Below are 12,822 nucleotides of genomic sequence, written 5' to 3'. Positions count from 1 at the left end.
TGCTAGCTCCCTCGGTAAACGGAGTAGCCGAACGGGTTGAGCAGCAGCGGTACGTGATAGTGCTCGCCCGGGGTGACGGCGAACGCGATCGCCACCTCCGGGAAGAACGCGCCGCTGTCCCTTACGCGGGGGGCGTCCTGCTGCGCCTCGGCTTGCTTCTCGCTGGCGAAGTACGACCCGGTGTCGAAGACGAGCCGTACGTGGGTGGTTCCTTCCGGCGGGGCCGGCAGGTCTGTGCAGCGCCCGTCCGCGTCGGTCGTGGACGCGCCGAGCGCCGTGTACGGCTCGGCGTCGCCGCCGCGGGCGGCCAGGGAGACGGTGACGGCTTCGGCGGGACGTCCGGTACTGGTGTCCAGGACGTGGGTGGACACCGATGCGGTGGTGTCGGTGCTCAAGACCGTCACGCTCCTTGTTCTCTGCGGTGGGCCGCGGTCGGCGCGGCGCTGTGTTCGCGGTGCTGTACGGGTTCTTCAGGCGTCCCGCACCAGGCGGTCCAGCCGGATGCGGTTGATCTTGCCCAGTTCGGTGCGGACGATCTCGCGCTCCCGCTCGGGCGGGTTGCCGATCCGGTCCTCCAGCGCCTCGCGCATCCGCTCACCGGTGGCTCCGGTGGCGCAGATCAGGAAGACGTGTCCGAACCGCTCCTGGTAGGCCAGGTTGAGTTCGAGCATCCGTGCCTTGAGTGCGTCGGACGCTCCCGCCATTCCCCGCTGTTCGCGGGCGGACGTCGGGTCCCCGGGTGTGGGACGGCCGATCGGCGGGTGCCCGGCCATCGCCTCGTCCAGGTCCTTCCCGGACAGCTCCGCCGTGGCGGCGTCACTGGCCAGGAAGAGGTCTTCCGCGGTGGCGTAGGGCCGTCGGGAGAGGAGCGCGCTCCCCCACCGTTCGCTCGCGCACACCTCGTGCAGCGCGGCGGCGGCCTCGTGGGCCGCCTGGGTGTTGAACCGGGCGAGGCCCGGTGTGGAGCTCGTAGTCACGGGAGCCTCCGTGGCCTATTTCGCTGTGCGTTGTCGGGCTGCGGATAGCTAACGCCCTTCACCACACGACGTCAACAGTTTGTTGAAATTCCATGAACAGGCGATGCCGCCGCCCCCGGACGGGGACGACGGCATCGAGGGGGACGAGCGGGCCGGGGCTACTCCCCCTGGGCCGCGTTCTCCCGGTTCAGGTAGTTGTAGACCGTGAACCGGGAGACCCCCAGGGCGCCGGCCACGGTCTCCACGCCGTGACGCACGGAGAAGGCGCCGCGCGCCTCCAGGGTCCGCACGACGCCCTGCTTGGTCTTGCGGTCCAGCTCGGCGAGCGGCATCCCGTGCCGCCGCTCCATCGCGGCCAGGATGTGGTCGAGCGAGTCGGAGAGCTGTGGCAGCCGTACGGCCAGGACCGCCTCCCCCTCCCAGTCGAGCACCACGTCGTCGGCCTGGGCCTGGTCGGGGCCGAGCAGTTCGGCACCCATGGCGTCGACGAGCGGCTTCACCGCGGCGACCAGGGGATGGTCCACCGGTTCGGTCACGGGAGGTCCTCCCCGATCACGTTCAACTGGAGCGAGACCCGGGTGGCCCCGGAGGCCAGGGCCTCGCGCAGCAGACGGTCCACCGCGGTGAGCACCTGATCGGCGCCGCCCTCCGCGGTGTTGCCGAAGGGACCCACGTCCACGGCGTCGAGATCGGCCGCCTGGACGACCTCCCGGGCCACCACGGCATGGGCGGGTGCCTCGTCCAGATCGAAGGGCTCGGTGGTGAATTCCACCCTCAAGCGCACGGTGCCTCCCTGATGTCCTCGCCACGGGCGCGCGTCCCGCCGCCCGGCCACCGACTGTATCCGCCGGGCCCGGCCGCACCCGGGGCCGCACGGACCTGGGCCGGAGGCGGGTGAGGACGGGGCCCGGCCCCGCTGGGCGGCGCCCGCGGCCCGCACTTTCGGGCGCCCCCCTTGACAGCCGGACCGACCGCCATGCAATCTTCCGTTGAGCAGAAACGAACTTCCGCAATACGGAAGGAGCGCCGAACCCCTCATGGGATACCCGGACCAGCGCTTCGATGTGAACCTTTCGATCCTCTTCACGGAACTCCCACTCCTGGAGCGACCCGCGGCCGCCGCCGCGGCCGGCTTCTCGGCGGTCGAGCTGTGGTGGCCCTGGATCGAGACCCCCACCCCCGGCCAGGCCGAGCTGGACGCCCTCAAGCGGGCGCTCGACGACGCCGGAACCCAGCTGGTGGGACTGAACTTCTACGCCGGCCGGCTGCCGGGCCCCGACCGCGGAGCGCTCTCCGTGCCGGGCGCCGAGTCGGACCGGTTCCGCGCCAACGTCGAGGTGGCGACCGCGTTCGCCGCCTCGGTCGGCTGCCGGGCGCTCAACGCGCTCTACGGCAACCGCGTGGAGGGCACCGACCCCGCCGCGCAGGACGAACTCGCCCTGGAGAACCTGGTCCTGGCGGCCCGCACGGCCCACGGCATCGGGGCCACCCTGCTGATCGAGGCCCTCAACGCCCCGGAGTCACCGCACTATCCACTGGTGAGCGCGCCGGCCGCGATCGAGGTCGTGGACAGGGTCAACGCGGCGACGGGGCTCGGCAACGCGAAGTTCCTGCTGGACCTCTACCACCTGTCCATGAACGGCGAGGACCTCGGCCAGGTCATCACGGCGTACGCCGCCAAGACCGGCCACGTCCAGATCGCCGACAACCCGGGGCGCGGCGCGCCGGGCACCGGCTCGCTCCCGCTGGAACGGCTGCTGGACGAGCTGGCCGGCGCCGGTTACACGGGCCTGGTCGGCCTGGAGTACAAGCCGGGCGACCGGCCGAGCGCGGAGTCCTTCGACTGGCTCCCCGCCTGACCCCCGCCCCACACGCTCTCACCGGAAGGCACCCTCATGAGCAGCAACCTCCCCAAGGTCGCCTGGATCGGGCTCGGCATCATGGGCTCGCCCATGTCGGAGAACCTGATCAAGGCCGGGTACCACGTCACCGGTCACACCCTGGAGCAGGCCAAGGTGGACCGGCTGGTCGCCGCGGGCGGCAGGGGTGCCGCCTCCGTCGCCGAGGCCGTCCGCGACGCCGACGTCGTCGTCACCATGGTCCCCGCCTCCCCGCAGGTCGAGGCGGTCGCTTACGGCCCGGACGGCATCCTGGAGAACGCGAAGGCCGGCGCCCTGCTGATCGACATGTCGTCGATCACCCCGCAGACCTCCGTGGACCTGGCCGAGAACGCGAAGGCCAAGGGCATCCGGGTGCTGGACGCCCCGGTCTCCGGCGGCGAGGCCGGCGCGATCGAGGCCGTGCTCTCCATCATGGTCGGCGGCGAGCAGGCGGACTTCGACGCGGCCCGCCCGCTGCTGGAGGCGCTCGGCAAGACCGTCGTGCGGTGCGGACCGCACGGCTCCGGCCAGACGGTCAAGGCCGCCAACCAGCTCGTCGTCGCGGTCAACATCCAGGCGTGCGCCGAGGCCGTGGTCTTCCTGGAGAAGTCCGGGGTCGACCTGGGCGCCGCGCTCGACGTCCTGGCCGGCGGACTGGCCGGCTCGACGGTCCTGGCCCGTAAGAGGGACAACTTCCTGAAGCGGGACTTCGCCCCGGGCTTCCGGATCGACCTGCACCACAAGGACATGGGCATCGTCACGGACGCCGCCCGCGACGTCGGCGCCGCGCTGCCCGTCGGCGCGGTCGTGGCCCAGCTGGTCGCCTCCCTGCGCGCGCAGGGCGACGGCGGGCTGGACCACTCGGCGCTGCTGCGCTCGGTCGAACGCCTCTCCGGCTCCCAGGTCTGATCTCCGGGCCCGGTACGGGCCCCGCTCTGGCACCCAGGGCCCCCGAACTCCGGGCCGTGGCGTCGCTGACACCTGTCCTGTCGCGCCCAGGCGCCGCCACGGCCCGGAACCATTCACTCCGAATTCAACAAACTGTTGACGTGTTGTTCATGCCGACCCTACGCTCCTCAGCCCGTCAGCAGCCCCCGTACGGAAGGTCTCCATGTCCCCGCGTGTGCTCACCACCGAGTCAGGCGCTCCGGTCGCCGACAACCAGAACTCCGCCACCGCCGGCGCCGGCGGGCCACTCCTCCTCCAGGACCAGCATCTGCTGGAGAAGCTGGCCCGCTTCAACCGTGAGCGCGTCCCGGAGCGCGTGGTGCACGCCCGCGGCTCCGGCGCGTACGGCTACTTCGAGGTGACGGACGACGTCACCGGCCTCACCCGCGCGGACTTCCTGTCCGAGGTGGGCCGGCGCACCGAGACGTTCATCCGCTTCTCCACGGTCGCGGACTCCCTCGGCGGCGCCGACGCCGTCCGCGACCCACGCGGCTTCGCCCTCAAGTTCTATACGGACGAGGGCAATTACGACCTGGTGGGCAACAACACCCCGGTCTTCTTCATCAAGGACCCGGTGAAGTTCCCCGACTTCATCCACTCGCAGAAGCGCGACCCCTTCACGGGCCGTCAGGAGCCGGACAACGTCTGGGACTTCTGGGCACACTCACCCGAGGCGACGCACCAGGTCACCTGGCTGATGGGCGACCGGGGCATCCCCGCCTCCTACCGCCACATGAACGGCTACGGCTCGCACACCTACCAGTGGACGAACGCGGAGGGCGAGGCCTTCTACGTCAAGTACCACTTCAAGACCAACCAGGGCGTGCGGTCCCTGGACTCGGACCGGGCCGCCGAGCTGGTCGGCCAGGACGCCGCCTCGCACCAGACGGACCTGCTCCAGGCCATCGAGCGCGGGGTGAACCCGTCCTGGACCCTGTACGTCCAGGTCATGCCGGCCGCCGAGGCCTCGGACTACCGCTTCGACCCGTTCGACGTCACCAAGGTGTGGCCGCACGCGGATCACCCGCTGCGCCGGGTGGGACGCCTGGTCCTGGACCGTAACCCGGACAACGTGTTCGCCGAGGTCGAGCAGGCGGCGTTCTCGCCGAACAACTTCGTGCCCGGCATCGGCCCGTCCCCGGACAAGATGCTCCAGGGCCGGCTGTTCGCGTACGCGGACGCGCAGCGCTACCGGCTCGGCATCAACCACACCCAGCTCCCGGTCAACGCGCCCAAGGCCCCCGTCGTCGACACCTACGGACGCGACGGACTGCACGCCACCCGCAACGGCTCGCGCCACGACAAGAACTACGAGCCCAACTCGTACGCCGGGCCCGCCCAGACGGGGGTGCCACTGGCCGCCCCGCTGCCCGTGCACGGCTGGACCGGGACGCACGCGTCGCCCGCGCACCCGAAGGACGACGACTTCTTCCAGGCGGGCGAGCTCTACCGGCTGATGTCGGCGGACGAGAAGAACCGGCTGATCGCCACCATCGCGGGCGGCCTCGCGCGGGTCACCCGCGACGACGTGATCGAGAAGAACATCGCCCACTTCCGCGCCGCCGACCCCGAGTACGGCGCGCGCGTGGAGGAGGCCGTCCACGCCCTGCGCGAGGACTGACACCTCCCTTCCCAGGGCCCTGTCGGCGCCGCGCACCCGGATGAGGGGTGCGGCGGGGCGCCGGCAGGACGGGACCGCGGCGGTGGGGGACGCCAGTGCGGTGGCGAAGGGCCCGGCGGTCCGGCCCCGGACCTGAGGGGGCCGGACCGTACTCGGGCCGCCACTCGCCGCCGCGGTCGCCGTGAGCACGAGAACGGGGTGGGGCGCACGGATCCTTCCGTGCGCCCCACCCCTTTGCGCCGTCACCGTCACCGTCACCGTCGCCGTCCCGGCCCCGCGCCGCACGGCCGGTGTCCCCGTGGACGCGTACCCGGACCCGGACCTCGCCCCGGACGGCCCCCGACCCGGACGGACCCGCACCTGGACGGGCCGCAGCCCCGGACGGCCCGTGGGCGCGGCGGCACCGGACACGGCACCGGCCTCCACGACGACCGCCAGGGGCTGTCGTGGAGGCCGGTGCCGTGCGGACCGGGCCGCGTAAGCGGCTCAGGACACCGTCAACGGGCGGACGGCCGTGGGCGCGTGGCCCGGCTCGGTCGCCAGCTCCTCGAACTCGTTGACCGACGCGATGTCCGTCCCGCTCATCGAGATGTTCGTGACCCGCTCCAGGATCGCCTCCACCACGACCGGCACCCGGTGCTCGGCCGCCAGCTTCTTCGCCTCCTCGAACGCCGGCAGCAACTGGTCCGGTTCCGTGACCCGGATGGCCTTGCAGCCGAGGCCCTCGACGACCTTGACGTGGTCCACGCCGTAGACGCCCAGCTCCGGGGAGTTGAGGTTCTCGAACTCCAGGTTGACCTGGAAGTCGATGTCGAAGGCGCGCTGCGCCTGCCGGATGAGCCCCAGGTAGGAGTTGTTCACCAGCACGTGGACGTACGGGATGCGGTGCTGGGCGCCGACGGCCAGTTCCTCCAGCATGAACTGGAAGTCGTAGTCGCCGGAGAGCGCGACGACCGAGCCGTCCGGGTCGGCGGTGGCGACGCCGAGCGCGGCCGGGATGGTCCAGCCCAGCGGGCCGGCCTGGCCGCAGTTGATCCAGTGGCGCGGCCGGTAGACGTGGAGCATCTGCGCGCCGGCGATCTGGGAGAGGCCGATGGTGCTGACGTAACGGGTCTCCGGTCCGAAGGCGCGGTTCATCTCCTCGTAGACGCGCTGCGGCTTGAGCGGCACCTGGTCGAAGTGGGTCCGCCGCTGGAGCGCAGCCCTGCGCTCCTGGGTGGACGCCGCCCACGCCGAACGGTCCTTCAGCCGGCCCGCCGCCTCGCGTTCGCGGGCCACCTCCACGAACAGGGCCAGCGCGGCGCGGGCGTCGGAAGCGATGCCGAGGTCCGGGGCGAAGATCCTGCCCAGCTGGGTGGGTTCGACGTCGACGTGGACGAAGGTGCGTCCCTCGGTGTAGACGTCGAGCCTGCCGGTGTGGCGGTTGGCCCAGCGGTTGCCGATGCCGAGGACGAAGTCGGACTCCAGGAAGTTCGCGTTGCCGTAGCGGTGCGAGGTCTGGAGGCCGACCATGCCCGCGTTGAGGTCGTGGTCGTCGGGGAGGATGCCCCAGCCCATCAGGGTGGGGACGACCGGAACGCCCGCCAACTCGGCGAATTCCACGAGGAGTTCGCAGGCGTCGGCATTGATGATCCCGCCGCCCGCGACGATGAGCGGGCGTTCGGACGCCTCCAGCATGTCGAGCGCGCGCTCGATCTGCCGGCGGCTCGCCGCGGGCTTGTGCACCGGCAGCGGCTCGTACAGCTCGGGGTCGAACTCGATCTCGGTCAGCTGCACGTCGATCGGCAGGTCGATGAGGACCGGGCCGGGCCGTCCGATGCGCATGAGGTGGAAGGCCTGCTGGAAGACGCCGGGGACCTGGGCGGCCTCCAGGACCGTCGTGGCGGCCTTGGTCACCGGGGCGGCGACGGCCGCGATGTCCACGGCCTGGAAGTCCTCCTTGTGGAGCACGGCCGTCGGGGCCTGGCCCGTGACGCAGAGGATCGGCACGGAGTCGGCGATGGCGGAGTACAGGCCGGTGATCATGTCGGTGCCGGCCGGGCCGGACGTACCGATGCAGACGCCGATGTTCCCGACGGCGGCGCGGGTGTAGCCCTCCGCCATGTGGGAGGCGCCCTCGACGTGGCGGGCCAGGGTGTGACGCACCCCGCCGGCGGCCTTGAGCGCCGCGTAGAAGGGGTTGATCGCCGCACCCGGCACACCGAACGCGTTGCTCACGCCTTCGCGCTTGAGGATCTCGACTGCCGCTCGGGCAGCGGTCATACGGGGCATGGAGTACTCCTGCTCGGACCGGGTGGATTCGGGCTCTGTCGCGCCACCTGAGAGCATTGTTTCCACATTACGGAAAACGTGTTCTGCTATACGGAAGTAATCTAGAGCCGGCGCGGGATGCCCGTCAAGGGAGTGCCGCGTGTGCGAAGTACGCCGATCCGCTGCCCCGGGCACGCCTCTTGGTGGACGATGGGCCGACGGGGCACCGGCCGCGGTGCCCGCGGCGGCAGGGGGACGGATCGTGGAACACGTACCGGTGCGCTGCCCGGTCTGCCGGCGCGACCACGCGTACGTCACCCCGGTGTACCCGTGCCCGTGCGGCGCGCCGACCGCCCCGCCGCTGCTGCGCGGCGCCCCGGCCGAGCCGGTCACGCACCGGACCTGGACGGACGACTGGGTGAGCGTCCGCTGCCACAGCTGCGGACGCCGCGACCAGTGGCCGCACCCCGAACTCTGCTGCCCCTGCGGGGCGGTGCTGCGCATACCGGTGCGCCCGGTCGCCACCCGGGGCAGCTCTCCCGCTTCCCCCGCCCGGTCGCACATCCCGCCGCCCGGCACCGCCACGCACCCGCGCCCGCCGTTCAGGCCCCTGGTGATCCGTACGGCACGCGACGCGGTCGGGGCCGCCGCGCTGTATCTGACCTGGCTGGGCTACCGCGACGTCGTCCAGCCGGAGGTGCGCCCGCCGTCCCGGATCGACCTGCGGGCGGCCGGGCTGATCGCGCAGGTCGACTCGACCACCCGGCCGACCGCCCTGCGCGATGTCGAGTGCCTCTGGCTGAACGCCCTCAACTCCTCGGTGACCAGCGTCTTCTTCTCCCTCGCGGGGTACGCCGACGACGCCAGGGAACGCGGTGACGGCCTCGCCATCCCGCTCTTCGTCATGGACCTCACGGGCACCCCTCAGCCGGTCAACGGCCCGGCCGAGGAATTGGTCGGCACCGGCCCCTGACCGCCCGCCATACTTGTCCCATGCTCATACGCCCCGCCCGCCGCGCCGAACTGCCGCTGCTCCAGGACATCGAACGCGCCGCCGGTGAGCCGTTCCGGCAGCTCGGCATGGACTCCGTCGCCGACGACGAACCCCCGCCGCTCGACGTGCTGGAGGAGTACGCGCGCGCCGGCCGGTGCTGGGTGGCGGCCGACGAAGCGGACGACCGCCCGGTCGGCTATCTGCTCGCGGACCTGGTGGACGGGGCGGCCCACATCGAGCAGGTCTCGGTGGCCCCCGCCGCCGCCCGCCGGGGCGTCGGCCGCGCGCTCATCGACCGGCTCGCCGACTGGGCCGCCGCACGGGGGGCGGACGCCCTCACCCTCACCACCTTCGCCCGGGTCCCGTGGAACGCCCCGTACTACGAGCGCATCGGATTCCGGACTCTGGCGGCGGACGAGGTGGGCGAGGAGCTGCGCGGGATCAGGGGCCAGGAGGCGGAACACGGCCTGGACCGGTGGCCGCGGGTCTGTATGCGCCGGGAACTCCCCTCCCGGCCCGGGGCATGATTTCGGTCACCCCCGCCCCGGGAGCCACATATGTTCGGGCTGTTGTCAGTGTGGGGACGTAGAGTGAAGGCATGGTCTTAACTCCACGCCTTTCCACCCACTCCGCACCTGTTTCCCCGACGCAGCCGACCCACCCGGCCGTCGTCGAGGCGAACGAGGCGATCCGTGCGCTCGTGGACGAGCGGGCCGGCCAGGACTGGTCGTCCGTGGAGTCCGCGAAGTACGAGATCCTGCTCATCGAATGGGCCGCCGCCACGCGCGGTACAGGCTCCGGCATGACCGAGGCGGCCTGACGCCGGGGCGGTCCACCCGCCCCGGCCCCACGCCCTGCTCCGCCCCTACTCCCCGTACCCCTCGCGCAGTTCGATCTTGCGGACCTTGCCGCTGACCGTCATCGGGAACGCTTCGAGGACGCGCAGCCGGCGCGGGATCTTGTAGTGCGCCAACTGCTCGCGGCAGTAGGCCGTCAGGTCCTCCAGGGTCGGCGGGTCGGCGTGGTCGCGGGGGATGACACAGGCCAGGATCTCCTCGCCGTAGGTCTCGTCCGGCACCCCGACCACCTGGACGTCGGCGATCTTCGGATGTCCGTAGAGGAACTCCTCGATCTCCCTGGGGTACACGTTCTCCCCGCCCCGGATGATCATGTCCTTGATCCGGCCGACCACCTGGACGTATCCGTCCTCCCGCATCACCGCGAGGTCTCCGGTGTGCATCCAGCGGCCCGCGTCGACGGCGTCCGCCGTCCGTTCCGGCTCGTTCCAGTAGCCGAGCATCACGCTGTACCCGCGCGTGCACAGCTCACCGGCCTCACCGCGCGGCAGGGTCACCCCCGTCACGGGGTCGATCACCTTGACCTCGATGTGCGGCAGCACCCGCCCCACGGTGCCGGTGCGGCGCTCCAGGTCGTCGTCACGGCGGGTCTGGGTGGAGACCGGGGAGGTCTCCGTCATCCCGTAGCAGATGGACACCTCGTCCATGTGCATCTCCGCGACGACCCGCTTCATCACCTCCACCGGGCAAGGTGATCCGGCCATGATCCCGGTCCGCAGCGAGGAGAGGTCGTAGGAGTCGAAGTCCGGCAGGTTCAGTTCCGCGATGAACATGGTGGGGACGCCGTAGAGCGAGGTGCAGCGCTCCCGCTGGACGGCTTCGAGCACGGCGGCGGGTTCGAAGGCCGGGCCGGGGATCACGATGCAGGCGCCGTGCGAGGTGATGCCCAGGTTGCCCATGACCATGCCGAAGCAGTGGTAGAAGGGCACGGGCAGACAGACCCGGTCGTGCTCGGTGTAGGCGACCAGCTCACCCACGAAGTACCCGTTGTTGAGGATGTTGTGGTGGGAGAGGGTGGCTCCCTTGGGGAATCCGGTGGTGCCCGAGGTGTACTGGATGTTGATCGGGTCGTCGCAGGACAGCCCGGCCTCACGGGCGGCCAGCTCCTCGGGGGTGACCGAGGCGGCGGCCCGGAGCAGCTCGTCCCAGGACGCGTCACCGATGTGGTGGACGGACCTGAGCTCCGGGCAGTCGGCGCGGACCTGCTCCACCAGGGCGCGGTAGTCGCTGGTGCGGTGGCTGAGCGAGGCGACGAGCAGGGAGATCCCGGCCTGGTCGAGCACGAAGCGCAGTTCGTGCGCCCGGTAGGCCGGATTGATGTTGACCATGACGGCGCCGACGCGGGCCGTCGCGTACTGGACGAGCACCCACTCCGGGCAGTTGACGGCCCAGATGCCGACCCGGTCGCCCTTGGCCACGCCGGACGCCATCAGCCCCCGCGCCAGCTCCTCGACGGCCGCGCCGAACTCGGCGTAAGTCCAGCGGCGCCCGGAGGCCACGTCCACCAGGGCCTCGCGTTCCGGGAATGCCTCGACGGCGCGGGCGAGGTTGCGCCCGATGGTGTCACCGAGCAGGGGCGTGGTGCCGGTGCCGTGCGCGTAGGACAGTTCGCCGGTCATCGCAGGTCCCCCTCGTCGAACTCGGTGCCGGCACCCCGGGCGGTCGCCTCGCGCAGTTCGATCCGGCGGATCTTGCCGGAGACGGTCTTGGGCAGCTCGGCGAACTCGATCCTGCGGATCCGCTTGTAGGGAGCGAGGACGGACCGGGAGTGCGCGAAGAGCACCTTCGCGGTGTCCGGGCCGGGCTCCCAGCCCTCCGCGAGGACCACGTACGCCTTCGGCACGGCGAGCCGCAGCGGGTCGGGGGCCGGGACGACCGCCGCCTCCGCGACCGCCTCGTGCTCCAGCAGGGCGCTCTCCAGCTCGAACGGCGAGATCTTGTAGTCGCTGGCCTTGAAGACGTCGTCGCTCCGGCCGATGTACGTGATGTAGCCGTCCTCGTCCCGGGAGCCGATGTCCCCGGTGCGGTAGTAGCCGCCGGCCATCGCGCGCGCGGTGCGCTCCGGGTCGCCGTGGTAGCCCGTCATCAGCCCGACCGGGGCGTCGGACAGGTCGAGGGAGATCTCCCCCTCGCTCACCCCCGGTTCACCGGTCACCGGATCCAGCAGTTCGACGGTGAAACCGGGGCTGGGGCGCCCCATCGAGCCCGCCTTCAGCAACTGCCCCGGGGTGTTGGCGACCTGGACGGCGGTCTCGGTCTGTCCGAAGCCGTCCCGGATGGTGACGCCCCAGAGCCTCCGGACGGTCTCGATGACCTCGGGGTTGAGCGGCTCACCGGCGGCGACGACCTCCCGCGGCGGTGTCCTCAGCTGGGACAGGTCGGCCTGGATGAGCATGCGCCAGACGGTCGGCGGTGCGCAGAAGCTCGTCACCGAGGAGCGGTCCATCTCCGCCATCAGCCGGGCCGCGTCGAAGCGGGTGTAGTTGAAGATGAAGACGGTGGCCTCGGCGCTCCACGGGGCGAAGAGGTTCGACCAGGCGTGCTTCGCCCAGCCGGGCGAGGAGATGTTCAGATGGACGTCGCCGGGCTTGAGCCCGATCCAGTACATCGTGGACAGGTGGCCGACCGGGTAGGACACATGGGTGTGCTCGACCAGCTTGGGGCTCGCGGTCGTCCCGGAGGTGAAGTACAGCATCAGGGCTTCGTCGGCGTCGGTCTCCCGGTCCGGCGTGAAGGTGTCGGACGCCTCGTCGGCGCCCCGGTAGGAGAGCCAGCCCTCGACGTCCTCACCGACCGCGATCCGGGTGTAGTCGCCGGGCACCTCGTCGAACTTCGCGGTGTCCGCCGACCGTACGAGGACGTGCCGGACCCTGCCGCGTTCGACCCGGTCGCGCAGGTCGGGGGGGCCCAGCAGCGGGGTGGCGGGGATGACGACGGCGCGCAGTTTCATCGCGGCGAGGGCGGTCTCCCACAGCTCGGTCTGGTTGCCGAGCACGACCAGGACGCGGTCACCGGCCGCGACGCCCTGGGACCGCATCCAGTTCGCGGCCCGGTTCGACCGGGCGGCCATCTCCGCGAAGGACACCTCGGTACGGGTGCCGTCCTCCTCCACGATGTGCAGAGCGGTGCGGTCGTTGTCCTCGGCGATGACGTCGAACCAGTCGAGGGCCCAGTTGAAGTGGGGCGACCGGGGCCAGCGGAAGCCCGCGCAGGCCGTCGCGTAGTCCTCGCGGTGCTCCAGCAGGTAGTCCCGGGCTGCCCGGAACGTCTCCGTCGCACTGGTTGCCGACATGTG

The 12,822-nt window shown here is 71.4% G+C and carries 13 protein-coding genes; 6 read left to right on the top strand and 7 right to left on the bottom strand.

Translation table 11 applies throughout. From position 1 onward, the window contains the following. Nucleotides 1-2 precede the first annotated feature (2 nt). The 4 genes from uraH to B9S64_RS27955 all read right to left on the bottom strand — a co-directional run bounded on the left by uraH (nucleotide 3) and on the right by B9S64_RS27955 (nucleotide 1,761). The gene (gene uraH / locus B9S64_RS27970; protein WP_103491429.1) at nucleotides 3-395 is read right to left on the bottom strand and encodes a hydroxyisourate hydrolase; all 393 of its coding nucleotides are present in this window, start codon (nucleotides 393-395) and stop codon (nucleotides 3-5) included. A 75-nt stretch (nucleotides 396-470) separates the two neighbouring features. Then, nucleotides 471-977 carry a 2-oxo-4-hydroxy-4-carboxy-5-ureidoimidazoline decarboxylase gene (gene uraD, locus B9S64_RS27965; protein ID WP_103491430.1) on the bottom strand — a complete coding sequence of 169 codons (507 nt, stop codon included), beginning with the start codon at nucleotides 975-977 and terminating at the stop codon, nucleotides 471-473. A 158-nt stretch (nucleotides 978-1,135) separates the two neighbouring features. After that, the gene (locus tag B9S64_RS27960) at nucleotides 1,136-1,513 is read right to left on the bottom strand and encodes a helix-turn-helix domain-containing protein (RefSeq protein ID WP_103491431.1); all 378 of its coding nucleotides are present in this window, start codon (nucleotides 1,511-1,513) and stop codon (nucleotides 1,136-1,138) included. Beyond that, a complete protein-coding gene (locus tag B9S64_RS27955; protein WP_037633147.1) occupies nucleotides 1,510-1,761 on the bottom strand; it encodes a hypothetical protein in 252 nt (83 codons plus the stop codon). The genes B9S64_RS27960 and B9S64_RS27955 overlap by 4 nt, the downstream gene beginning before the upstream one ends. A 253-nt stretch (nucleotides 1,762-2,014) precedes the next feature. Between B9S64_RS27955 and B9S64_RS27950 the strand changes: the two genes are divergently transcribed. From B9S64_RS27950 to B9S64_RS27940, 3 genes are all read left to right on the top strand, one after another. Next, complete coding sequence (locus B9S64_RS27950; RefSeq protein ID WP_103491432.1) at nucleotides 2,015-2,836, top strand: TIM barrel protein; 822 nt, start codon at nucleotides 2,015-2,017, stop codon at nucleotides 2,834-2,836. 36 nt (nucleotides 2,837-2,872) lie between these two features. After that, on the top strand, nucleotides 2,873-3,766 hold the full coding sequence (locus tag B9S64_RS27945; protein ID WP_103491433.1) for a 2-hydroxy-3-oxopropionate reductase: 894 nt from the start codon (nucleotides 2,873-2,875) through the stop codon (nucleotides 3,764-3,766). A gap of 202 nt (nucleotides 3,767-3,968) precedes the next feature. Continuing rightward, nucleotides 3,969-5,426 (top strand): catalase, encoded by a 1,458-nt coding sequence (locus tag B9S64_RS27940; protein ID WP_103491434.1) that lies wholly within the window; start codon nucleotides 3,969-3,971, stop codon nucleotides 5,424-5,426. A 486-nt stretch (nucleotides 5,427-5,912) separates the two neighbouring features. Here the strand turns inward: B9S64_RS27940 and gcl are convergent, their stop codons facing one another. Then, nucleotides 5,913-7,697, bottom strand: coding sequence for a glyoxylate carboligase (gene gcl, locus B9S64_RS27935; protein ID WP_181012302.1), 1,785 nt, complete (start codon nucleotides 7,695-7,697; stop codon nucleotides 5,913-5,915). Nucleotides 7,698-7,938: 241 nt separating this feature from the next. Here gcl and B9S64_RS27930 point away from each other — a divergent pair, with 241 nt between their 5' ends. The 3 genes from B9S64_RS27930 (at nucleotide 7,939) to B9S64_RS27920 (ending at nucleotide 9,490) form a co-directional block, all read left to right on the top strand. After that, the gene (locus tag B9S64_RS27930; protein ID WP_103491436.1) at nucleotides 7,939-8,649 is read left to right on the top strand and encodes a hypothetical protein; all 711 of its coding nucleotides are present in this window, start codon (nucleotides 7,939-7,941) and stop codon (nucleotides 8,647-8,649) included. A 20-nt stretch (nucleotides 8,650-8,669) separates the two neighbouring features. Next, nucleotides 8,670-9,197 carry a GNAT family N-acetyltransferase gene (locus B9S64_RS27925; protein WP_103491437.1) on the top strand — a complete coding sequence of 176 codons (528 nt, stop codon included), beginning with the start codon at nucleotides 8,670-8,672 and terminating at the stop codon, nucleotides 9,195-9,197. Between the two features lie 71 nt (nucleotides 9,198-9,268). Next, nucleotides 9,269-9,490, top strand: a complete 222-nt coding sequence (locus B9S64_RS27920) for a hypothetical protein (RefSeq protein ID WP_103491438.1) — start codon at nucleotides 9,269-9,271, stop codon at nucleotides 9,488-9,490. Nucleotides 9,491-9,535: 45 nt separating this feature from the next. On the opposite strand, the gene B9S64_RS27915 is transcribed toward B9S64_RS27920, so the two are convergent. Next, nucleotides 9,536-11,146, bottom strand: coding sequence for an AMP-binding protein (locus B9S64_RS27915; RefSeq protein WP_103491439.1), 1,611 nt, complete (start codon nucleotides 11,144-11,146; stop codon nucleotides 9,536-9,538). Further along, nucleotides 11,143-12,819, bottom strand: coding sequence for an AMP-binding protein (locus B9S64_RS27910; protein ID WP_103491440.1), 1,677 nt, complete (start codon nucleotides 12,817-12,819; stop codon nucleotides 11,143-11,145). The genes B9S64_RS27915 and B9S64_RS27910 overlap by 4 nt, the downstream gene beginning before the upstream one ends. Nucleotides 12,820-12,822 lie beyond the last annotated feature (3 nt).

The organism is Streptomyces sp. SM18, from assembly GCF_002910775.2.
Classification (GTDB): Bacteria; Actinomycetota; Actinomycetes; order Streptomycetales; family Streptomycetaceae; genus Streptomyces; species Streptomyces halstedii.
Note: the sequence above shows the minus strand (reverse complement) of the source record. Positions and strands in the feature narration are given on the sequence as shown.